The organism is Paraburkholderia eburnea (genome assembly GCF_002917095.1).
In the GTDB taxonomy this organism is placed as follows: Bacteria; Pseudomonadota; Gammaproteobacteria; order Burkholderiales; family Burkholderiaceae; genus Paraburkholderia; species Paraburkholderia eburnea.
The window spans coordinates 1-19,206 of sequence record NZ_PQGA01000014.1 but is presented as its reverse complement, the minus strand read 5'-3'; the positions used below and the strand labels follow the sequence as shown (position 1 = coordinate 19,206).

The 19,206-nt window shown below is 67.9% G+C and carries 19 protein-coding genes; 8 read left to right on the top strand and 11 right to left on the bottom strand.

Annotation, left to right across the window (positions count from 1 at the left end):
- Window positions 1-37: 37 nt before the first annotated feature.
- The 5 genes from B0G62_RS21765 to lpxK all read right to left on the bottom strand — a co-directional run bounded on the left by B0G62_RS21765 (window position 38) and on the right by lpxK (window position 4,106).
- Entirely contained in the window at window positions 38-796 is a 759-nt protein-coding gene (locus tag B0G62_RS21765) for a 3-hydroxyacyl-CoA dehydrogenase (RefSeq protein WP_103706288.1), read from the bottom strand.
- Between the two features lie 209 nt (window positions 797-1,005).
- Window positions 1,006-1,668 (bottom strand): adenylate kinase, encoded by a 663-nt coding sequence (gene adk, locus B0G62_RS21760; protein WP_103706287.1) that lies wholly within the window; start codon window positions 1,666-1,668, stop codon window positions 1,006-1,008.
- Window positions 1,669-2,021: 353 nt separating this feature from the next.
- Window positions 2,022-2,825, bottom strand: a complete 804-nt coding sequence (kdsB, locus tag B0G62_RS21755) for a 3-deoxy-manno-octulosonate cytidylyltransferase (protein ID WP_103706286.1) — start codon at window positions 2,823-2,825, stop codon at window positions 2,022-2,024.
- Window positions 2,826-2,878: 53 nt separating this feature from the next.
- Window positions 2,879-3,082, bottom strand: coding sequence for a Trm112 family protein (locus B0G62_RS21750; RefSeq protein ID WP_103706285.1), 204 nt, complete (start codon window positions 3,080-3,082; stop codon window positions 2,879-2,881).
- A complete protein-coding gene (lpxK, locus tag B0G62_RS21745; RefSeq protein ID WP_103706407.1) occupies window positions 3,063-4,106 on the bottom strand; it encodes a tetraacyldisaccharide 4'-kinase in 1,044 nt (347 codons plus the stop codon). The genes B0G62_RS21750 and lpxK overlap by 20 nt, the downstream gene beginning before the upstream one ends.
- A gap of 532 nt (window positions 4,107-4,638) precedes the next feature.
- Between lpxK and xseA the strand changes: the two genes are divergently transcribed.
- Both xseA and sodB read left to right on the top strand, forming a co-directional pair.
- On the top strand, window positions 4,639-6,009 hold the full coding sequence (gene xseA, locus B0G62_RS21740; RefSeq protein WP_103706284.1) for an exodeoxyribonuclease VII large subunit: 1,371 nt from the start codon (window positions 4,639-4,641) through the stop codon (window positions 6,007-6,009).
- A 348-nt stretch (window positions 6,010-6,357) separates the two neighbouring features.
- Complete coding sequence (gene sodB, locus B0G62_RS21730) at window positions 6,358-6,936, top strand: superoxide dismutase [Fe] (RefSeq protein WP_103706282.1); 579 nt, start codon at window positions 6,358-6,360, stop codon at window positions 6,934-6,936.
- 121 nt (window positions 6,937-7,057) lie between these two features.
- Here sodB and B0G62_RS21725 read toward each other — a convergent pair whose 3' ends face one another.
- Entirely contained in the window at window positions 7,058-7,642 is a 585-nt protein-coding gene (locus B0G62_RS21725) for an isochorismatase family protein (protein ID WP_103706281.1), read from the bottom strand.
- Between the two features lie 62 nt (window positions 7,643-7,704).
- On the opposite strand from B0G62_RS21725, the gene B0G62_RS21720 reads away from it, so the two are divergent.
- Window positions 7,705-8,343, top strand: coding sequence for a TetR/AcrR family transcriptional regulator (locus tag B0G62_RS21720; RefSeq protein WP_103706280.1), 639 nt, complete (start codon window positions 7,705-7,707; stop codon window positions 8,341-8,343).
- Between the two features lie 9 nt (window positions 8,344-8,352).
- Here B0G62_RS21720 and clpP read toward each other — a convergent pair whose 3' ends face one another.
- Window positions 8,353-8,997: an ATP-dependent Clp endopeptidase proteolytic subunit ClpP gene (clpP, locus tag B0G62_RS21715; RefSeq protein WP_103706279.1), complete on the bottom strand. Its 645-nt coding sequence runs from the start codon at window positions 8,995-8,997 to the stop codon at window positions 8,353-8,355.
- A gap of 214 nt (window positions 8,998-9,211) precedes the next feature.
- Between clpP and B0G62_RS21710 the strand changes: the two genes are divergently transcribed.
- Window positions 9,212-10,204, top strand: a complete 993-nt coding sequence (locus tag B0G62_RS21710; RefSeq protein ID WP_103706278.1) for a sigma-70 family RNA polymerase sigma factor — start codon at window positions 9,212-9,214, stop codon at window positions 10,202-10,204.
- On the opposite strand, the gene B0G62_RS21705 is transcribed toward B0G62_RS21710, so the two are convergent.
- The 3 genes from B0G62_RS21705 to B0G62_RS21695 all read right to left on the bottom strand — a co-directional run bounded on the left by B0G62_RS21705 (window position 10,201) and on the right by B0G62_RS21695 (window position 14,728).
- A complete protein-coding gene (locus tag B0G62_RS21705; protein WP_103706277.1) occupies window positions 10,201-11,472 on the bottom strand; it encodes an EAL domain-containing protein in 1,272 nt (423 codons plus the stop codon). The genes B0G62_RS21710 and B0G62_RS21705 overlap by 4 nt on opposite strands.
- Before the next feature lie 254 nt (window positions 11,473-11,726).
- Window positions 11,727-13,163, bottom strand: coding sequence for a multidrug transporter subunit MdtD (mdtD, locus tag B0G62_RS21700; protein WP_103706406.1), 1,437 nt, complete (start codon window positions 13,161-13,163; stop codon window positions 11,727-11,729).
- A 101-nt stretch (window positions 13,164-13,264) separates the two neighbouring features.
- A complete protein-coding gene (locus tag B0G62_RS21695; protein ID WP_103706405.1) occupies window positions 13,265-14,728 on the bottom strand; it encodes an aminotransferase-like domain-containing protein in 1,464 nt (487 codons plus the stop codon).
- A 215-nt stretch (window positions 14,729-14,943) separates the two neighbouring features.
- Between B0G62_RS21695 and B0G62_RS21690 the strand changes: the two genes are divergently transcribed.
- Both B0G62_RS21690 and B0G62_RS21685 read left to right on the top strand, forming a co-directional pair.
- Window positions 14,944-15,309 carry a DUF2917 domain-containing protein gene (locus B0G62_RS21690; protein WP_103706276.1) on the top strand — a complete coding sequence of 122 codons (366 nt, stop codon included), beginning with the start codon at window positions 14,944-14,946 and terminating at the stop codon, window positions 15,307-15,309.
- A 79-nt stretch (window positions 15,310-15,388) separates the two neighbouring features.
- Window positions 15,389-16,816 carry a CoA transferase gene (locus B0G62_RS21685; protein ID WP_103706275.1) on the top strand — a complete coding sequence of 476 codons (1,428 nt, stop codon included), beginning with the start codon at window positions 15,389-15,391 and terminating at the stop codon, window positions 16,814-16,816.
- 17 nt (window positions 16,817-16,833) lie between these two features.
- Here B0G62_RS21685 and B0G62_RS21680 read toward each other — a convergent pair whose 3' ends face one another.
- A complete protein-coding gene (locus tag B0G62_RS21680; protein WP_103706274.1) occupies window positions 16,834-17,580 on the bottom strand; it encodes a GntR family transcriptional regulator in 747 nt (248 codons plus the stop codon).
- A gap of 214 nt (window positions 17,581-17,794) precedes the next feature.
- Here B0G62_RS21680 and B0G62_RS21675 point away from each other — a divergent pair, with 214 nt between their 5' ends.
- The gene (locus B0G62_RS21675; RefSeq protein WP_103706404.1) at window positions 17,795-18,649 is read left to right on the top strand and encodes an aldo/keto reductase; all 855 of its coding nucleotides are present in this window, start codon (window positions 17,795-17,797) and stop codon (window positions 18,647-18,649) included.
- 244 nt (window positions 18,650-18,893) lie between these two features.
- The coding region (locus tag B0G62_RS31755) for a hypothetical protein (RefSeq protein WP_208624240.1) at window positions 18,894-19,206 on the top strand (313 nt) is incomplete at its 3' end.

Sequence of the window (19,206 nt, the reverse complement as noted above, 5' to 3'; positions counted from 1 at the left end):
CGCATCGCTGCGGGCTTTTTGCATCGTGGAGCGCGCCTTACTTCGGCTGCATGCGGATCGCGCCGTCGAGGCGGATCACCTCGCCGTTGAGCATCGGGTTCTCGAAGATCTGCTTGACGAGCATCGCGTATTCGTCGGGCTTGCCCAGCCGCGAGGGGAACGGCACCATCGCGCCGAGCGCGTCCTGCACTTCCTGGGGCATGCCCAGCAGCATCGGTGTTTCGAAGATGCCGGGGGCGATCGTCATCACGCGGATGCCGCTGCGCGACAGATCGCGCGCGATCGGCAGCGTCATGGCGACAACGCCGCCCTTGGACGCCGCGTAGGCCGCCTGACCGATCTGGCCGTCATAAGCCGCCACCGACGCCGTATTGACGATCACGCCGCGCTCGCCGCCTTCGACGGGCGCGGTCTGCGCGATCGCGGCGGCCGCGAGGCGAATCATGTTGAAGGTGCCGATCAGATTGACCGAGATGGTCTTGCTGAACGTGTCGAGCGGATGCGGGCCGTCCTTTCCGACGGTCTTCACGGCGGGCGCGATGCCCGCGCAGTTCACGAGGCCGCGCAGCGTGCCCAGCGCCGTGGCGGCGGCCACGGCTTGCGCGCCGTCTTCCTCGCTGGCGACGTTGCATTTCACGAACACGCCGCCCAGTTCCTGGGCGAGCGCGTGGCCGGCTTGCTCGTTGAGGTCGGCGAGTACGACCTTGCCGCCTTCGGCTGCGATCAGGCGTGCCGAAGCGGCACCGAGGCCCGAAGCGCCGCCGGTGATCAGGAATACGTTGTCGCGGATTTGCATCTGTCTTCCTCCTTGCTGCTCGATGGGATTGTCGATGTGATTGTTATGCGCAGGCGAATCGCGGCCAGCCCCGACTCAAGGCGACCCAATCATCGGCGAAACAAAGCAGAGGAGTGGACGTGCAGAGGCCGGCCAAAAAGATGAAGCGGGGAGGCCGGCGGTGTCGCCGGGCCTCGCCCGGCTTGGCCGGCTGGAGACGTCTTGCAGTCTTACTTGAGGGCGTCGAACGCGCGGTTGCGGATTTCGTCCACGCTGCCCAGACCCGAGATCGCGCGATACTGCGGCGCCTGCAGGCCGTTTTCTTCGCCACGCTTCGCCCACTCGCTGTAGTAGCTGATGAGCGGCTTGGTTTGCGCGACGTACACGTCCAGACGCTTGCGCACGGTCTCTTCCTTGTCGTCGTCGCGTTGCACGAGCGGCTCGCCCGTCACGTCGTCCTTCATGTCCTCTTTAGGAGGATTGAACTTGACGTGGTAGGTGCGGCCCGATGCCGGGTGCATGCGGCGGCCGCTCATACGCGTGATGATCTCGTCGAACGGCACGTCGATCTCCAGCACGTAGTCGATGGCCACGCCTGCCTGCTTCATCGCTTCTGCCTGCGGCAGCGTGCGCGGAAAGCCGTCGAACAGATAACCGTTCTTGCAGTCGTCTTCCTTCAGACGTTCCTTCACCAGGTTGATGATGAGTTCGTCGGTCACGAGCTCGCCCGCGTCCATGAAGCGCTTCGCCTCGAGACCGAGCGGCGTGCCCGCCTTGACCGCCGCGCGCAGCATGTCGCCGGTCGAGATTTGCGGAATGCCGAACTTCTCCTTGATGAAGTTTGCCTGGGTTCCCTTGCCCGCGCCGGGCGCGCCCAACAGGATCAAACGCATTTCAACTTTCTCCGATCTGTGTGAATTCTTGCGGCGCGGCGGCTGCCCTCAATCAGGTTCAGGGCGGCATCTACGGCGTCGTGCGTCTCCTACCCGTTTGCTCGCGCCCGTCACGCCTCGCGGATCATCGTCCCGGAGGCCGGCAGCGCTACACCAGAGCCGTACATGCAAAGCGCCGGAGTGAAATCCGGCGCGGCGCGGGTAGCAGATAGCCATGGAAGGCTGCGAGCGAAACCGGGCCACGGTGGGCGAACCTCAAGGGGAAACCTCGGGGCAAACCCGCACGCACAAAGGCTTGGACGGCTCGCGCAAACAATTGATTATGCCATGGGTTTTTCGGCCCACCAGCGCTATTAAGGTCGGAATAACGCCTGTACACGGGCGAGGTCGGCGGGCGTGTCCACGCCGGGCGCCGGCGCCTCGTCGGTCACAAGGACCGCGATGCGCTCGCCATGCCACATCGCGCGCAGTTGCTCCAGCGCTTCGACCTGCTCGATTGGCGACTGCGCGAGGGTGGGATAGGCGCGCAGGAATTTGGCCCGGTAGGCATACAGGCCGATATGCCGATAAACCGTCGCGGGGGCAGGCGGGGCGGGCATCGCGGCCAGATCGAGGCGCCCCGGCGACCAGTGCGGCTGCCACGCGTCGCGCGCCCAGGGAATGGGCGCGCGCGAGAAGTACAGCGCCACGCCGCGCGCATCGAGCACGACCTTCACGACGTTCGGGCTGAAGATTTCGTCCGGGGCCGTGATGGGGTGGGCGGCGGTGGCGATCGCGCACTCGGGATGGGCGGCCAGGTGCGACGCCACGTCGCAGATCAAAGCCGGGTCGATCAGCGGTTCATCGCCCTGAACATTGACCACGATCAAATCATCGTGCCAGCCGAAATGCTCGGCGACTTCCGCGAGACGATCCGTGCCCGAGGGATGATCGGCGCGCGTCAGGACGGCTTCGAAGCCATGCTCGCGCGCGGCGTCGAGCACGCTCTGGGCGTCGGAGGCCACCAGCACCTGCTGGGCGCCCGAGTCGCGGGCGCGCTCGGCCACACGCACGACCATCGGCTTGCCGCCGATATCGGCGAGCGGCTTGTTCGGCAGCCGGGTGGACGCAAGACGCGCCGGCACGATGGCGATAAAGGGTTGCACGGGAGCGGTCATGGCCAGGGTTCGGGCGAGGTGGGACGGATCAGCGGATCGGCGGATCAGGTCTATCAGGCCGCGCCGGGGCCGTTCGGGTCGACAGGCGTGCCTTCGACGGTCTGACGGGCTTCGTCGACGAGCATGACGGGGATGCCGTCGCGGATCGGATAGGCGAGCTTGTCGGCGCTGCAGATCAGTTCCTGCGCGGCGCGATCGTAGCTGAGCGGACCCTTGCAGATCGGGCAGACCAAAATTTCAAGCAGACGGGCGTCCACGGAGTTTCTCCACAACCAGGGTGATAAGGCGATGATCGAGCGCGGCTTCCACAGGGACAACCCAGATGCGCGCGTCGTTCCAGGCCCCCAATTTTACTGCATCCTTTTCGGTGACCAGGATGGCGTCGGCAGCGATCTCGCTGAACGGGTTCGACGTGTAGTCGTAGTGATCGGGCAGCGGCAGCGTCTGCGGCGCGAGACCGGCCGCGCGCAGCGTCGCGAAAAAGCGCTCCGGCGAGCCGATGCCGGCCGCCGCGACGAGCCGCTGCGGCGCGTCGGGCGTGCCGCCAAACTGCGCGAGCGGGCGGCGCAGCGACGGATTCGCCAGATGCCAGGCATGGCCCGGCTCCAGCTTGAGCGCGAAGGTGTTGGGCCAGTCGGGCAGCGCGCGCTCGAACGGATTGTTGATGAGGGTGGCGTCGCGGCGCCGCGAGAGCGGCTCGCGCAGCGGCCCGGCGGGCAGCAGGAAACCGTTGCCGCCCAGGCGATGGTCGAACACCACCAGCTCGAAGTCGCGCTGGAGCCGATAGTGCTGCAGCCCGTCGTCGCTGACGATCACGTCCACATCGCAATGAGCCGCGCACAGCGCCTGCGCCGCCGCAACGCGGTCGGGCGAGACCCATACCGGCACGCCGGTGCGCCGCGCGATCAGCAGCGGTTCGTCGCCGCAGGCGCGCGCGGGCGTGGACGCGGTCACGGGCGTGGGGCGCTCCACTTTTGCGCCGTAACCGCGCGACACCACGCCGGGCGAGTAGCCGGCGGCGCGCAGCGCCTCGACGAGCGCGATCACCGTGGGCGTTTTGCCGGTGCCACCGACCGTCACGTTGCCGACCACCACGACCGGCACGCCCACGCGCACCGACTTGAGCCAGCCGGCGGCGAAGGCCGCGCGGCGCGCGCCGCTTACGGCGGCGAATATCGCGGCAAGCGGCGTGAGCGCCCACGCGAGCGGGCCGCGCTGCTGCCAGGCGCGCGCAAACGTGCTTTCGGCGCGCGCCTTGAAATCGGCGAGGGGGCCGCTCATCGGCATGCGCCGCGCATGAAATTCGCGCTCGGCGCGGGCATCGGGCGGTGGGACGGGATGGGCATCGGAGCGGTTCTCCAGTTCGATAGGGGCGCACGGCGCGCACCAGGGCCGTGTGCCATGCGGGCCGGCGTGAACCCGGCACTCTAGCGCGGCTGGGCGAAAGGCGGCAAGCGGCGTGGCTGGGCGCAGGCGCGGATGTCTGCCGCGATGACGCTTTCCCGCAAAAATCGACGCCTGTGGACAACTTTGTGGAGAAGTCGCTCCTGGACGGGCGCAAAGGCCCGTTCGTGCGCCATTCCATCGGTGTAAGGTACCTTCGATAGAATAAAAATTCGATTTAAATCAATGAGATAAATCGGATTTTAGCGCTTGCGCAGGATCTCCCTCAAATATGACAGTTCATGCCGCCAATGTGGAAACTTCACCGCGCCAATCCGCTGGGAGCGTTTCCTGCTGGACTCGGGCACCCTGAACGGTCTATCGTCTGGGCGGGCCGCCTCGCGCCCGCCGCTTATCCACACCCTCTGCCATGTTCTCCGATCGCCTTTCTTCCGCGCCTGGCGGCGACGTCGTCGTTCCGGTTTCCGCGCTCAACCGCGCCATCGGCGCCATGCTCGAACGCAGCTTTCCGCTCGCCTGGATTTCCGGCGAGGTGTCGAATTTCACGCGCGCCGCGAGCGGCCATTGGTACTTTTCGATCAAGGACGCGCAGGCGCAGATCCGCTGCGTGATGTTCCGCGGCCGCGCCCAGTACGCCGAATTCACGCCGCGCGAGGGCGACCGCATCGAAGTGCGCGCGCTCGTGACGATGTACGAGCCGCGCGGCGAACTGCAACTCAACGTCGAGGCGGTGCGCCGCACGGGCCAGGGGCGTCTCTACGAAGCGTTCCTGCGCCTGAAGGCCCAGCTCGAATCCGAAGGGCTGTTCGACGAGGCGCGCAAGCGCGAACTGCCCACGCATCCGCGTGCGATCGGCGTGATTACGTCGATGCAGGCCGCCGCGCTGCGCGACGTGCTCACGACGCTGTGCCGCCGCGCGCCGCACGTGCCGGTGATCGTCTATCCGGCCCCGGTGCAGGGCGCGGGCTCGGCGGAAAAACTCACGGCGATGCTCGATGCCGCCAACGCGCGCAATGAAGTCGACGTGATCGTGCTGTGCCGGGGCGGCGGCTCGATCGAGGATCTCTGGTCGTTCAACGACGAGACGCTCGCGCGAGCGATTGCGGCGAGCGCGATTCCCGTGGTCAGCGGCGTGGGCCACGAAACCGATTTCACCATCGCCGATTTTGCCGCCGATGTGCGCGCGCCCACGCCCACGGGCGCTGCCGAGCTGGTGAGCCCGCAGCGCGTGCTGTTGCTGCGCGAGCTGGATCAGCGCCACGCCGCGCTGGCACGCGGTTTCGGCCGTTTGATGGAGCGGCGCGCGCAGCAGCTGGACTGGCTTGCGCGGCGTCTGGTGTCGCCGGGCGAGCGCCTTGTGCAGCAGCGTTCGCATTTGCGTCAACTGGCGATCCGGCTGGCGTCGGCGGGTTCGCGCTCGACCGCGCAGGCGCGTGCGAGCTTCAACGTGGTGCAGATGCGCTGGCAGCGCACGCGTCCGGACGCGGCCGCGCAGCGCGTCCAGGTCGAGGCGCTGGGCCGGCGTCTCGACGCTGCTTTTTCGCGCGAACGCGAACGCGCTGGCGCTCGCGTGTCGGAACTCTCGGCGCGGCTCGAAGTGCTCAGTCCGCAGCGCACCCTGGAGCGCGGCTACGCGGCGCTGCTCGACGCGCAGAGCGGCGCGGCCGTGCGCGCGCCCGGCGCGCTCAAGCCGGGCAAGCGCCTCACCGTTCATCTCGCGCAGGGCAGCGCCGATGTCGCGCTCGCCGATGTGCAGCCGCGCCTTTCCGACGGTTTCTGACGCGGCGTCCAACGGCGATTGCAACACTTTCGTCATCCTGGCAAGCGCAGCAGGCGCGCCGCGTGCGCAGGGTGCTGATGCACAGACGGCGTTTGCGCTGTCCGGACAGCACCTTGCGCGATTCGGACAGCACGAATGCCGCCCGCGCGCCGATGGTCGCCTGAAGCCCGCGATTGACGCTGAAAACAGGCGCGAAAGCCTTGTCCAGCCGATGTTCGGCATAATGTCCGCGCGTTTGCGGGGTTATTCCAACTCGCCTACAATCGAGTGCTCCATGCCGGTCAATACGTAGAATTTCACGTAGAACTTCACGCAGAACTCCCCATAACACGACGAAGGAACCGCATCATGTCATTTACGCTCCCGCCGCTGCCGTTCGCGAAGAACGCCCTCGCTCCGAACATGTCGGAAGAGACGCTCGAGTTCCACTACGGCAAGCACCACCAGGCTTACGTCACGAACCTGAACAACCTGATCCCGGGCACCGAGTTCGAAAAGCTCTCGCTCGAAGAAATCGTCAAGAAGTCCTCGGGTGGCGTGTTCAACAACGCAGCCCAGATCTGGAATCACACGTTCTTCTGGAACAGCCTTTCCCCGCAAGGCGGCGGCGCACCGACGGGCGCGCTGGGCGACGCGATCAACGCGAAGTGGGGTTCCTACGACGCATTCAAGGAAGCCTTCACGAAGGCTGCGGTCGGCAACTTCGGTTCGGGCTGGACGTGGCTCGTGAAGAAGGCTGACGGCTCGCTCGACATCGTGTCGACCAGCAACGCCGCTACGCCGCTCACGACCGACGCAACCGCGCTGATCACGATCGACGTGTGGGAACACGCTTACTACATCGACTACCGCAACGCCCGTCCGAAGTTCGTCGAAGCGTTCTGGAACATCGTGAACTGGGACTTCGCCGCGAAGAACTTCGCTTAAGCGCAGCCGGTTCGCGCGCCGCGCGCATGACGTTGCGCGGCACCATGCAAAAAGCCCTCGATTCGCATCGAGGGCTTTTTTGTTTGCTACCGGCGTTCGAGCGTGCGCTTCGGGCGTACGACTACGCCAGCGCGGCGATCGTTTGCGCAGTCGAGCGCACGTGGCCCATGTGACGGAACAGCTTTTCGAACGTGAAGCGATGCATCTCGTCGTTGAGCGCAGAGGTGGCGTCTTCGACGAACACGAGCTTGAAGCCGAAGTCGAAGGCCGCGCGCGCGGTGGATTCGACGCCGAAGTTCGTGGCGATGCCGCCCAGCACGATCGTGTCGATGCCGCGGCGGCGCAGCTGTTGTTCGAGATTGGTGCCGTAGAACGCGCCCCATTGGCGCTTGGCCACGATCACGTCGCCGTCCTGCGCGCCGATTTCGGGCACGAGTTCGGAGGCGATGGCGGGCGCGGGCGGCGCATCGGGCGCGCGCGTCGGAGCGTCGGCTGGCAGCGCGAGGATTTCGTTGATCAGCACGTGCACCCAGACGACCGTGCCGCCTTTGGCGCGCAGCGCATCGGCCAGCGCCTTGCCGTTTTCGACCACTTGCGCGCCGCTATGAGGCGCGATGGGACGGCTCACGATACCGTGTTGCAGGTCGATCATCACGAGCGCGGTCTTGCGCGGGTCGAGCGAGAGGGAAGAGAGAGCTTGCGTCATGGTGCACCATTATGTGAGGATAGCCTCACATATAATACATGAAGATGAGGGAGGACTCAGATATGGCGGCCACACCGCTGCGGCCCGGCGCCGTACCCAGGGAGGCGGGGCGGCGCGTGCCGCGCCAGGAGCGCGCTGCGCGCACCGTCGAGGCGCTGCTGGAAGCGGCGGCGCAAGACTTCGCCGAGCGCGGGTTCGAGGGCGCGACGATGACGCAGATCGCGCAGCAGGCGGGCGTGTCGATTGGCGCGGCATACCAGTATTTCCGCAACAAGGACGAGCTTGCCCTGGCGCTGCGCCAGCAGTACGGCAACGACATGGATGCGCGCTGGAGCGCCTTCATCGAGGCTCAAGCGCACGCGCCCGCACTGCCGCCCGCCCAGCTTGCAGAGCGCCTGTTCGACATGATGGTCGATCTGATGGACTCGTACCCGGCCTATCTGCCGCTGCTGTCGGTGTCGCTCGGCTTTCGCCGCGACGACGCCGCGCGCAACAAGCTGCGCCAGCGCTTCTCGACGCTGTTCCGCCGCTATAACGAGGCGCTGTCCGCCGACGAGGCCTACCGCATCGCCGAGGTGATGCTGCAGGTCGTCAAGAGTCTCAACCCGCTTTATGCGGCCGCCAGGCCCAGGGAGCGCAAGCTGCTGGTCGCCGAATACAAGGGCGTGCTGGCGGCGTGGCTGGCGGTCCGGCTCGTCTGAAATACCTGCTTAGCGCGGCGCCTGCTCGTCGCGCGTATGCAGCACGCGGTCGATCAGGCCGTATTCCGCCGCCGCATCGGACGACATGAAGTGATCGCGATCGGTGTCGCGCACGATCTGTTCGAGGTCGCGGCCCGTGTGCGCGGCAAGCATCGCGTTCAGCCGTTCGCGCTGATACAGCACCTCGCGCGCCTGCACCTCGACATCGGACGCCGTGCCCTGGCTGCCGCCCGAAGGCTGATGGATCATGATGCGTGCGTTCGGCAGTGCGAAGCGTTTTCCGCGCGTACCGGCGGCCAGCAGAAACGAGCCCATGCTGGCCGCGAATCCCGTGCATAGCGTCGAGACATCGGGCTTCACGAACTGCATGGTGTCGTGGATCGCCATGCCGTCGTAGACCGAGCCGCCCGGCGAATTGATGTAGAGGCTGATGTCTTTTTCCGGATTCTCGGCTTCGAGAAACAGCAGTTGCGCGACCACGACGCTCGCCGTCTGCTCCGTCACCGGGCCGACCAGGAACACGATGCGCTCGCGCAGCAGGCGCGAGTAGATGTCGTAGGCGCGCTCGCCGCGCCCCGATGTCTCGATGACCGTCGGCACGAGGTTGAGCGCGCGCGGCGCGATTGCTGCATGATGCTGGACGTTGGCGTGCATTTGAGGCCTCTCGCGGCAGTGGAGTGGGAAAGTGGCGGCGCGGCATGTCTGCGTCACTGCTTTCAAGACGCCTGGCGCGTCCCGCGCGTGACGGAAATTTTTTTGCACGCGGCTGTCACATCGGCGGCGTGCCGGACGTCATGAGGGAAAGGACGGCGTGGGCCGTCCGCGAAACAGGGCGCGCCTGGGTGCGTCCGAAGAAGGAGCGACGCGAATGACGGTGATCGATCAAATCCGCGACGAAGCGAATGCGTCGCAGGCGTGCGCGTGGGACGAGCCGCGCCGCGCGGCGACCTTCGGCAAGGAGCGCGCGCGCCTGCTGGCGCTGGCCGCGCGCGTGCTAGGCAGCCGCGCCGAGGCCGAAGACGTGGTGCAGGACGCCTGGTTCCGCTGGCGCGACGCCGATGCGGCGGCGGTGCGCACGCCCCAGGCGTGGCTCGCCACGGTGACGGTGCGTCTCGCGATTGACCGGCTGCGCAAGCTGCGCCGAGACAGCGCGATGGAGGAAGGCCTGGCGGGCGATATGTCGTGGATCGACGGCGGTGCACCATCGGCCGAGGAAACGGGTTTGCGCGTCGCGCATCTTTCGGAGGCGCTGCTGATGTTGCTGGATCGGCTTGGGCCGCTGGAGCAAGCGGTGTTCGTGCTGCGCGAAGCGTTCGAGTGCGACTACGCCGAGATCGCCGCGCTCACCGGCTGCACGCTCGCGCATTGCCGCCAGATCGTGCATCGCTCGCGCCTGCGGCTGTCGCGCGAAACTTCACCTCAGGTCGCACCCGCCGATGCCGCGCAGCACGCGCGCACGGTCGAGCGCCTGCGCGAAGTGCTGCACGCGCAGGACCGGATTGGCTTGATGGATCTGCTGGGCGTGACCGCGACCGCGCTGGCGAGCGCCTCTGCGTCGAGCCTGCCGCGCGCCGCGCTGCGCGTTGAAATGCTCGCGCTCGACGGCGAGCCGGGCGTCGCGCTGGTCGGGGAGGATGGCGAGCTGGCCGCCTGGCTGCACGTGCGCCAGTCCGACGATGGACAGCGCTCGATGCCCGTGGTCCGCATGGCCGCAGCGGGCGCCGTGCAAGACGCCAATCGCGTTTTCGGCGGGGCGGCGGTGCGTGCGCTGCTCGCGCAATATTCGGCGCACGACACGACGCACGCAGGCGTGGCCGGTGTGTCGATGTCGTTCGACCCTGCGCTAGCGGTCCTCGCCTAACCGCGTTGCGCGGCTTCCCAGTTGATATCGACGCACAGCACCTGGAGGCCGTGTGCCGTCTGCGCGGCGATCGACGCCGTCACGCACAGGTGCGCCTCGTTGATCGAGAGATAAGGCGGCGTGAACTGTACGCTGCCCGGCGACTTCATCGCGCCGATGAAGTACGGGCGGCGCTCCCAGCTTGCGCCCTCGGAATGCAGCAGCGGCCTGAAGCGCTTGGCGCGCTGCGACGTGCGCCCGTCCGGCAACACGTTGTCGCCGATCTGGCGGCCCGAGGCGTCCAGCAGGAAGCTGCGCGCCGTTTCGGCCAGGCCCAGCAGCGGCAGGGTGGCGTCGCTCATGCTCGCGCCGGCGGCCAGTTGCGCCGCCGCCGCTTCGAGCGCGCTCACATACGGCGCGAGGCGCGCACGCTGGGCCCGCTCTCTCTCGCTCACGCGCTCACGCAAACGCGCCGACAGATCGTCCATCAGGCGCGCGGCAACGGCGGGCGGCACCGGCTGCACGTCGGGGCCGGCGAAGTGCGAGCCCTGCACGAAATCGGCGCCGCTTTCCAGCGCGATCAGCGCGTCGCGCTCGGTCGACAGACCGCCGACCAGCACCAGCTGGCCGGATTCGTGCAGCATCGACACCAGACCCGGCAGCACACGCTCGATATGCGCGTGGCGGCTCGCCTGCGCGAGCAGGCTGCGGTCGAGCGTGACGATGTCGGGGCGTAGCTGCCACACGCGGTCGATGTTCGAATGCTTCGCGCCGAAACCGTCCAGCGCGATCACGAACCCGGCCTTGCGCAGCAAGTCGATGATCTCGGCAAAACGGGAATTCTCGCCGCCCGCCTGCTCGGAGACTTCCAGCACGACGCGCTGCGGCGGCAGGCCGAGCGCCTTGATGCCGGCGAGCAGGGCGTCGCCGTAGCTCGTGTCCATCAACGCGGCGGGATGCAGGCTCAGGAACAGCCATTCGTCATGCGAATCGAAGGCGTTGAAATTGCCCAGATGCAGCGATTCGGCCAGACGCCCGAGTTCGAGCAGGTCGCCGCGCCGCGCCGCCTGGGTGAAGACGTCCTGCGACGGCACCTGCTGGCCCTGTTCGTCGTGCGCGCGCAGCGACGCGTGATAGCCGATCGCGCGGCGGTGGGCGACCGAAAACACCGGCTGGAACACGCTGAAAACGGTGTATCCGCCGTAGAGTACGGTGCGCCGGGCGCCTTCCTCGCCCGCGATGGGGCGCGACTGGTAGCCGGGGGGATCGAGGTCGATCATGCTGTTCATAGGCCTGAATGGCGCGCGCTGTGGGGGCGCGGGAGCGCTCCTGGACGGGCGGTCCCACGCGGTGCGCGCGTTCCTCGAGTTTACATTACTGGATAGCCGTGCAAAAAGTATGCGCGCTCAGACACAAGGCGGATCGGATGATCCGCCTTGGATAAACGGGATTGGCGGGTTTTTTGAGGGGGCGAGTCGTGCTTCGCGGCGGCTCGTCAGGCACTCGCGCGGCGCGCCGCGCGCACCGTGGCGGTGCAAAGGCTTCAGGTGCGCTCGGACGGGTCGGTTTTCTTCGCCGCACGCCGCACGTCGTCGGAGAGCTGGGCGAAGATCCACGACGAGGCCGCCGTGATGATGCCCACGCACACAAAGGTCGCGTGGAACGCCGGGATCACGTTCGAGGCCGTCATATGGCCGATCAGCCCGGTGAAGGCCGTGAGCATCGCGCCCGCCACCGTCACGCCGAGACTCATCGAGAGCATCTGCACGAGCGAGAACAGGCTGTTGCCGCTGCTCGCGCCGCCCATGCCGAGGTCCTTGAGCGTGAGCGTGTTCATCGCCGTGAACTGCATCGAGTTGACGCCGCCGAACACGGCCAGCTGGACGATGCGCAGCCACAGCGGCTCGCCCGGCGTGGACAGCGCGAAGCTCGCCATCATCAGGCCGACCAGCACGGTGTTGACGACCAGCACGCGGCGGTAGCCCACGCGCGTGATCAGATGGGTGACGAGGCGCTTGGAGCCCATGCCGGCGGCCGCCACCGGCAGCATCATGAGGCCCGCCTCGAACGGCGTGTAGCCGAGCGCCACCTGCAGCAGCAGCGGAATCAGATACGGCATCGCGCCGCTGCCGATGCGAGCGAACAGATTGCCGAGCAGCCCCACGCTGAAGGTGTGGATCTTGAAGAGTTCGAGCGAGAAGATCGGCGTCGGCGAGCGCTGCGCGTGCAGGCCGTAGGCCACGAAGGCGGCGAGCGAGACCACCAGCAGCACCAGCACGACCGCCTGCGGAATGCCCAGTTCGGAGTGGCCGTCGAGCGCGAACGAGATCGTCACCATGCCGGTCACGAGCAGCAGGTAGCCGGGCAGGTCGAATTTCGCCGTATTGGGATTGCGGCTGTCGGGCATGAAGATGAAGGTGAAGAGGCAGCCCGCCACGCCCACCGGCACGTTGATGAGAAAGATCCAGTGCCACGAGGCGATCTGCACGAGCCAGCCGCCCAGCGTCGGGCCGATGAGCGGGCCGATCAGGCCCGGGATCGCCACGAAGGAGAGCGCGGGCAGATAGCGCTCGGCCGGGAAGGTGCGCAGCACGGCGAGGCGCCCGACCGGCAGCAGCATCGCGCCGCCCACGCCCTGCGCGACGCGCGAGAGCACCAGTTGATCCAGCGTACGGGCGCTCGCGCACAGCAGCGAGCCGACCGTGAAGACGAAGATCGCGCCCATGAACACGCGGCGCGTGCCGAGCTTGTCGGCGAGCCAGCCCGACACGGGAATCATGACCGCCATCGTCAGCGAGTAGGCGATCACGACTGATTGCATGCGCAACGGCAATTCGCCGAGACTCGTCGCCATCGCGGGCAGCGCCGTGTTGACGATGGTCGAGTCGAGCGTCTGCATGAAGAAGCCCGTGGCGACGAGCCACAGCATCACCGAGAGCGATCTGGGCGAGGGCGTGGGGTTGGACGAAGCGCGGGACATGGTGCTGGGTTCGGACATGGGAGCGGGCGCGGCGAGCAGGGCGGACAGCCGCCATTGTAGGGAAGCCGGCGCGCTCGCGCGCTCAGGAGGCTGGCGCGGCATCAGCCCTGCAGGCGTGCTGCCGCCGCGAAGAACGCCTGCGCGCGCGGGTCCAGCGCGAACGCCGCGTTGATGCGCAACCACGGGCTGGGCTCGCCGTGCGGGCGGAAGTGGCTGCCCGGCGACGCGCTCACGCCCAGCGGCTCGCCGCAGGCGACGAGCCGCGTCGAATCGTCGATATGCGGCACGCGCGCCCAGACGAACTTGCCGCCCGTCTGCTGATGGGCGCGGCCGCCGCCCGCCAATCCGGAGCCGGAGACGCCGGCTGGTCCGCCAAACAGCTCCCAGCCGTGCTCCTCCAGCGTGCGCGTGGCGCTGCCTAGCGCCTCGGCGATACGCCTGCGCAGCCGTTCCAGATACTTGCGATAGGCGCCGCGTTCGAGCAGCGTCGCCGCCACGGCCTGCGTGAAGCGCGAGCCGCTGATGGTGGTCAGCGCCTTGATCGCGGCGAGGTCGCGCACGATGGCGGGACTCGCGACCACATAGCCCACGCGCAGCGACGACGACAGCGTCTTCGACAGCCCGCTCACATAAACCACATGCTCGAACTGGTCGAGCGCGGCCAGGCGGTCGGTGGGATCGGTCTGGAAATCGGCGTAGATATCGTCCTCGACGATGGTGAAACCGTGCTCGCGCGCGAGCTGCAGCAGCCGGAACGCCACGGGCGGCGAAATCGTCGTGCCGGTCGGGTTATGGAACACCGTGTTGACGAAGAACGCGCGCGGACGATGCTGCGCGAGCAGCGCGTGCAGGTGTTCGATGTCGGGGCCGCTCGCGGTGCGTCTCACGCCGACGAGGCGCAGGCCGTGCAGCTTCAGGAGTCCGTAGAGGTTGTAATAGCCCGGGTCTTCGACGAACACGGTGTCGCCCGGTTTGAGCATGTAGCGGATCAGCAGGTCGAGCCCTTCGCTCGCGCCTTCGGTCACTAGGATCTGCGACGCCTCGGCGGCGATGCCCAGCGGCGCGAGGCGATTGCGCAGATGCTCGCGCAGCAAGGGTTCGCCGAGCGGCGAGCCGTAGTCGACGAGACTCGACGGGTCGGTGCGCGAGACATGCCGGATCGCCTGGCCGATGGCGTCGACGTCGCGCCACGCCTGCGGAACCGAGCCGCTGTCCAGTTGCAGCGTTTCGCCGGGGCGGTTCAGGTGCGCGAGCAGGTGGCCCGATTCGTCGGCGGCATTCGAGACGTCGCAGGTGCCCATGCCCGCCATGCCCGCGCGCGCGTATTCGCTCACGTAGAAGCCCGAACCCTGGCGCGAGTCGAGCCAGCCGAGCGAGACCAGCCGGTCGTAGGCCTCGATCACGGGAAAGCGGCTGATGCGGTAGTCGGCGGCGAGCTGGCGGATCGACGGCAGACGCGCGCCCGGATGGGCCGAGCGCGAGCGGATCCAGGTCTGCACGCCAGCGACGATCTGTTCGGTGAGCGGGACGCTGCTGGCGCGGTCGAGGTCGAGTTTCATGCGGATCTTGCGCGATGGCGGGTGAGGGCGGGTGGGGATATCGATCGAAAGTGTCCGGTTTTTTGACTGCACAGTTCCGGGTTAACTGTTCGGAACTGTGCATGGGGCCGGCTGACACCGACGGCAATAATGCTCCCATCCGGAACACGCTTCAAGGCGCTTTTTGCGTGGCGCATGGCGCCACAAGCCGCCCGCGAAGCGACATGGCAAGGAGCCAGGCAATGCGCGAAATCCGAATTTTCGAACTGGAACACGGCGAGCCTGCCGAGACGTGGCGGCTTGCCGAGGCGCTGCAACTGCACGTGAGCGAAGGCGAACTCTGGCTCACGATCGGCGGCGACGCGGGCGACTACTGGCTGCGCGCGGGCGAGTCGATGGAACTGGCGGCGGGCGCGCGCGTTTGCCTGAGCGCGGGGCGTGAAGGCGCGCGCTTCGTGCTCGCGCTTGGTGGCGCGTCGGCGCACGCGGCAACCGGTTTGCATCGCCAGCGCGTCGGCACGGGCCTGGTGGGCTGGGTCGCGCAGGCGCTGCGCCTGGGCACGGCGCGCTCTGGGCGCACCGCATGGAACACCCGCGCGGCGGGTTGATTATCTCCATCAAGATTGATCGCGCCGGGGCGGTGCCCGTAACCTGACTGGACTACACCCAAGCCCACAGGACGCTGCCATGACGCCCCGCGACGCACTCGAACACCTCTGGATGCTGGCCCATCCGCAAGATGGCCGCAATGCCACCGACGCGCTCGATCTGATCGACGTGCCCGGCGACGATCCCGGTTTGCCTTCGGTGTTTCGCGTCGGCACGCTGGCGGCGGCATCGATCGGTGCGGCGGGGCTGGCGGCCGCGCGTCTGCATGCGCTGCGCGGCGGCCCCGATCAGCGAGTCTCGATCGATGTGCGCCGCGCGCTGGCGGCGTTTCGCAGCGAGCGCTATCTGAGCGTCGATGGCGGCGCGCCGTTCGAATTGCGCCATCCGGTGACGGGTTACTTCGAGACGCGCGATGGCCGCTGGATTCAGCTACACGCGAACTTCGCGCATCATCTGCAGGGCATCCTGCGCGTGCTCGGCTGCGGCGAAAGCCGCGACGACGTCGCGCGCGCGATCCGCTCGAACTGGGACGGCGCGGCGCTCGATGCGGCGCTGGCCGAAGCCGGCCTGTGCGCCGCGCTGGTGCGCACGCCGCGCGAATGGGCCGCGCACGAACAGGCCCGCGCGGTGGCGAGCCTGCCGCTCTTCGAAATCGAACGTATCGGCGGTATCGGCGACGCCGACGCGCCCGCGCCACGGCCAGGCGAGCGCCCGCTCGAAGGCGTGCGCGTGGTCGATCTCACGCGCATCATCGCGGGGCCGGTGGCGGGGCGCACGCTCGCGCATCACGGCGCCGACGTGCTGCTCATCAACGGTCCGCATCTGCCGAATATCGCGCCGCTCGTGATCGACAACGGGCGCGGCAAGCGCTCGGCGACGCTCGATCTGCGCGAGGCGGCGGCCCGCGAGCAACTGCACGCGCTGATCCGCCACGCCGATGTTTTCCTGCAAGGCTATCGTCCTGGCGCGCTCGCGGCGCTCGGTTTCGCGCCCGAGGCGCTGGCGCGCGAGCGGCCCGGCATCGTTTGCGTGTCGATCTGCGCGTATTCGCATCGCGGGCCGTGGCACGAGCGGCGCGGCTTCGACAGCCTCGTGCAATCGGCGAGCGGCATCGTCTGGAGCGAGAGCACGGCGGCGGGCGCGATGCCGCGTTTCGACGCGCCGCGCCCGCTGCCTTGCCAGGCGCTCGATCACGCGACGGGCTATATCGCGGCGTTCGCGACGATGGTTGCGCTCGCGCGGCGCGCGCAGGAGGGCGGTAGCTGGCATGTGCGCGTTTCGCTCGCGCAGACGGGCCGCTGGTTGCAGACGATGGGCATGATCGAAGACGGGCAGCAGGCGCGCGAGGTGAGCGCGCAGGACGTGGCCGATTGTTTCGAGGAGACGGTCACGCCGTTTGGCCGCGTGCGTGCCGTGGCGCCCGCCGAGCAGCTCGAACGCACGCCCGCGTTCTATGCGCGTCCATGCGTGCCGATCGGCGCCGATCTGCCGCAGTGGGGCGCCTGACGCGTGCCTGTTTGCCCTTACTTGCGCAGTTCCGCGACGAAGTCGTAGTAGTCGTTGCGGCAGTACGTATCGGTCAGCTCGATCGCGCGCTGATCGGCGGTATAGCCCACGCGCGTGATGAGCAGCAGCGCCTCGTTGGGCGCGATGCTCATCTGCTGCGCGATCTCGTCGCTCGCGTTCACCGCGCGGAAGTGTTGCAACGCGCGCACGATCGACAGACCGCGCTGCTCCAGAAAGCTGTAAAGCGAATCGCCGATGGCGTTCGGGTCGGGGATCAGCGCGGCGGGGAAGGTCGAATTCTCGACCGCCATGACGATGCCGTCGGCCAGACGCAGGCGTTTCAGGCGCGTGACGGCGGCGGCGGGCGAGAGGCCCAGCTGGATCACCTCGTCGCGGCTCGCGGGCTGGATCTCGCGCGAGAGCCAGCGCGAGGCGGGCGTGAAGCCGCGCTGGCGCAACATCTCCGAAAAGCTCGTGAGGCGCGAGAGCGGATCTTCGTAGCGCGGCGTGATGAAACTGCCCGCGCCCTGGGTGCGGCGAATCAGACCCTGCTCGACCAAAAGCGCGATGGCCTTGCGCGCGGTGATGCGCGAGACGCCGAGCGCGTCGGCGAGCACGCGCTCGGAGGGCAGCGCCTCGCCGGCGGCCCAGCGGTTCTCGTGGATCGCATCGCTGAGCTTGCGCGCGAGCTGCAGATAAAGCGGCGTGTCGTTGTCAGGGTCCGGGCGCAGGCCGTGCCAACGGTCTTCCGTGGGTTCGTTCATGGGAGGCGGGCGGGGAAGGCGAACGGCAATTTTATGACATCGGTGCCGTTGCGCGGAAATGACCGGCTTATCGTTGCGCGCATGAAGCGGGTTGAGCCGAGGCGCTACACTGGGCCTTCGCCGCGAATGGGGCTCGGACTCCGACCCGCTGCGAGTACAGGCGCGGTTTTGCATCGCGGTCTTGCATCGCAGTTTGCACGAAAAGGACGACAACATGACGACCGATATCGCCAGCATCGCGTTGCCCGGCGGCGAGCGCATCGCGAAGCTCGGGCAGGGCACGTGGGAAATGGGCGAGCGCCACGCCTCGACGCAGCGCCGCGCCGACGAAATCGCCGCGCTGCGCGAAGGCGTGGCGCTCGGCATGACGCTCATCGATACCGCCGAAATGTACGGCGACGGCGCGACCGAATCGCTCGTGGGCGAAGCGCTCGACGGGCTGCGCGAGGACGTGTTTCTCGTCAGCAAGGTCTATCCGCACAACGCGAGCCGGCGCGGCGTGGAGCGCGCCTGCGAGGCGAGCCTCAAGCGCCTCGGCACCGACCGGCTCGATCTGTATCTGCTGCACTGGCGCGGCGGCGTGCCGCTCGAAGAGACTGTCGCGGGCTTCGAGGCGCTGGTGCGCGCGGGCAAGATCCGCTACTGGGGTGTCAGCAACTTCGACACCGAAGACATGGAAGAACTCTTCGCGATTCCCGGCGGCGAGGCCTGCGCGATGAACCAGGTGCTCTACAACGTGGCGCGGCGCGGGCCCGAATTCGATCTGTTGCCGTGGAGTGCGCAACAGGGTGTGCCGGTCATGGCGTATAGCCCCGTCGATCATGCGCGCTTGCCAAGGCGCTCGCCGCTCGACGATATCGCGGCGTCGCACGGGGTATCGGTGTATCAGGTTGCGCTTGCGTGGGTGTTGCGCGAGCCGGGTGTGTGCGCCATTCCAAAGGCCGGGCGTATCGAGCATGTGCGCGATAACCGGGCGGCGCTCGATCTCGTGCTGAGCGCGCAGGATCATGCGGCGCTCGACGCTTACTTCAAGCCGCCGCGCGCCAAACGTGCGCTGGAGATGCTGTAGGGGAGAGGCGTCGCGCGCAGAAGGGAGGCGAGGGGAGCGGTGCGCGCGACGTCATCGTATCGATCAGGGTCAAGCCTGCCGGGATGCAAGCAGACAGAGCCGCTTGCCGGACTCCGGCCTCCGGCGGCGGTTTCCGGCCGGGGGACCGGAAAACCGCCGCCGTTGCTGCCTGGAGTGGCGTGACCGGCCGTCACGCCAATTCGGGGTGGCAGCGACGGCGCATGTGCACCGCCGTGCGAGTTCAATGACCGCCGCCATTGCCGCCACCGTGGCCGCCGCCGCTCCCGCCGCCCGGGCCGCCCGACGAACCACCCTTGCCGAATCCACCGCCGAAGCCGCCTCCGAAGCCGCCGCCCTTGCCGCCGAAGCCGCCGCTGCCGAAGCCGCCTCCGAAACCTCCGCTACCAAAGCCGCCACCCTTGCCGCCGCTGCTACCCGCGCCGCTGTTGCCGCCGCTGCCGCAGCCGCAGCCGCTCGATCCGCCGCTGCTGCCACCACCGCCACCGCCACCGCCGCCGCCACCACCACCGCCACCACCACCACCACCACCCCCCCCG

Bases quoted from the DNA above. Each gene is read 5' to 3' on its own strand.
- sodB (WP_103706282.1), top strand. From the start codon at position 6,358: ATGTCATTTACGCTCCCGCCGCTGCCGTTCGCGAAGAACGCCCTCGCT.
- B0G62_RS21710 (WP_103706278.1), top strand. From the start codon at position 9,212: ATGACGGTGATCGATCAAATCCGCGACGAAGCGAATGCGTCGCAGGCG.
- B0G62_RS21705 (WP_103706277.1), bottom strand. From the start codon at position 11,472: ATGAACAGCATGATCGACCTCGATCCCCCCGGCTACCAGTCGCGCCCC.
- mdtD (WP_103706406.1), bottom strand. From the start codon at position 13,163: ATGTCCCGCGCTTCGTCCAACCCCACGCCCTCGCCCAGATCGCTCTCG.
- B0G62_RS21690 (WP_103706276.1), top strand. From the start codon at position 14,944: ATGCGCGAAATCCGAATTTTCGAACTGGAACACGGCGAGCCTGCCGAG.
- B0G62_RS21725 (WP_103706281.1), bottom strand. From the start codon at position 7,642: ATGACGCAAGCTCTCTCTTCCCTCTCGCTCGACCCGCGCAAGACCGCG.
- B0G62_RS21685 (WP_103706275.1), top strand. From the start codon at position 15,389: ATGACGCCCCGCGACGCACTCGAACACCTCTGGATGCTGGCCCATCCG.
- B0G62_RS21675 (WP_103706404.1), top strand. From the start codon at position 17,795: ATGACGACCGATATCGCCAGCATCGCGTTGCCCGGCGGCGAGCGCATC.
- B0G62_RS21680 (WP_103706274.1), bottom strand. From the start codon at position 17,580: ATGAACGAACCCACGGAAGACCGTTGGCACGGCCTGCGCCCGGACCCT.
- B0G62_RS21720 (WP_103706280.1), top strand. From the start codon at position 7,705: ATGGCGGCCACACCGCTGCGGCCCGGCGCCGTACCCAGGGAGGCGGGG.
- clpP (WP_103706279.1), bottom strand. From the start codon at position 8,997: ATGCACGCCAACGTCCAGCATCATGCAGCAATCGCGCCGCGCGCGCTC.
- B0G62_RS21765 (WP_103706288.1), bottom strand. From the start codon at position 796: ATGCAAATCCGCGACAACGTATTCCTGATCACCGGCGGCGCTTCGGGC.
- kdsB (WP_103706286.1), bottom strand. From the start codon at position 2,825: ATGACCGCTCCCGTGCAACCCTTTATCGCCATCGTGCCGGCGCGTCTT.
- lpxK (WP_103706407.1), bottom strand. From the start codon at position 4,106: ATGAGCGGCCCCCTCGCCGATTTCAAGGCGCGCGCCGAAAGCACGTTT.
- xseA (WP_103706284.1), top strand. From the start codon at position 4,639: ATGTTCTCCGATCGCCTTTCTTCCGCGCCTGGCGGCGACGTCGTCGTT.
- adk (WP_103706287.1), bottom strand. From the start codon at position 1,668: ATGCGTTTGATCCTGTTGGGCGCGCCCGGCGCGGGCAAGGGAACCCAG.